2 pseudogenes are annotated in these 976 nt (G+C 54.5%); one reads left to right on the top strand and one right to left on the bottom strand.

Annotation, left to right across the window (positions count from 1 at the left end):
- A pseudogene (locus KO497_RS15720) lies at positions 1-272 on the top strand (IS481 family transposase); the annotation flags it as partial.
- 74 nt (positions 273-346) lie between these two features.
- On the opposite strand, the pseudogene KO497_RS15715 reads toward KO497_RS15720, so the two are convergent.
- Positions 347-976, bottom strand: a pseudogene (locus KO497_RS15715) (integrase core domain-containing protein); the annotation flags it as partial.

Raw genomic sequence — 976 nt, 5'->3', positions numbered from 1 at the left:
CATACCCAAGCCAATGCCATCGACTTCGCGGATCACATCATCGAAAGTTCCCGTTCCGCATCCGTGAGATCAGAACCGATAACGGCTATGAATTCCAGGCAAAGTTCCATTGGCACGTTGAAGATCTTGGCATCCGTCATGCGGACATCAAACGCGGCACACCGCAACTCAACGGCAAAGTTGAACGTTCGCACAGATCTGACGGGTAAGAATTTTATCAGCTGCTCAGCTACAAAGATGATGTTGATCTAGAGGCCAAACTCGATGAATGGTGACCTGCCCCCCGAGGATCCCTCATTTATAACGAGAGTTTGCGGGTTTGGATTTCACATTCTTCGTCGTCAGTTTAGGCAAGCGCGTCGTGCGCGGAGCCCACAAATTGCTCAAGCGCTCGACGCGCTTCAACGGGTGTTTGGTTTCCCAGCGATGAGTGGGGTCGGACGTTGTTGTAGTCGTATCGCCAGAGTGCAAGTTTTCGGCGTGCATCATCCAAGGTGTCGAAGATCTCCTCATTTATGAACTCGTCTCTCAGGCTCCCATTGAAGCTTTCGATGAAGCCATTCTGCTGGGCTTACCAGGATCAATGTAATGCCAATCCACGTCGTTATCCCGGCCCATTTCAGGATCGCCCGACTGGTGAACTCCGTCCCGCGCGACCATTGTCCTCGGACCAATGGCGGACAAGGTCACGCTCGCTGACAATACAACCTGGCTTCCCGTAGACGCGCACAAGCGCGTCCAATTCGCGGGCCACACGTGCGCCAGATATGCTCGTGTCTGCTATGAGGCACAGGTTCTCGCGGCAGAAGTCGTCATTCACTGCCAGAATACGGAACTTGCGTGATGCACCAAACGTATCCGACACAAAATCCAAGGACCAACGTTCGCCCGGCCGCAAAGCCACCGACATCGGCGTTCGTGACCCACGCGCACGCTTGCGGCCCCTGCGTCGCCTGAAGCTTGTTTGCGTCGAGTT

It is taken from the genome of Pacificibacter marinus, from assembly GCF_018860665.1.
GTDB classification, from domain to species: domain Bacteria; phylum Pseudomonadota; class Alphaproteobacteria; order Rhodobacterales; family Rhodobacteraceae; genus Celeribacter; species Celeribacter marinus_A.
This window is presented reverse-complemented; position numbering and strand designations above follow the sequence as displayed.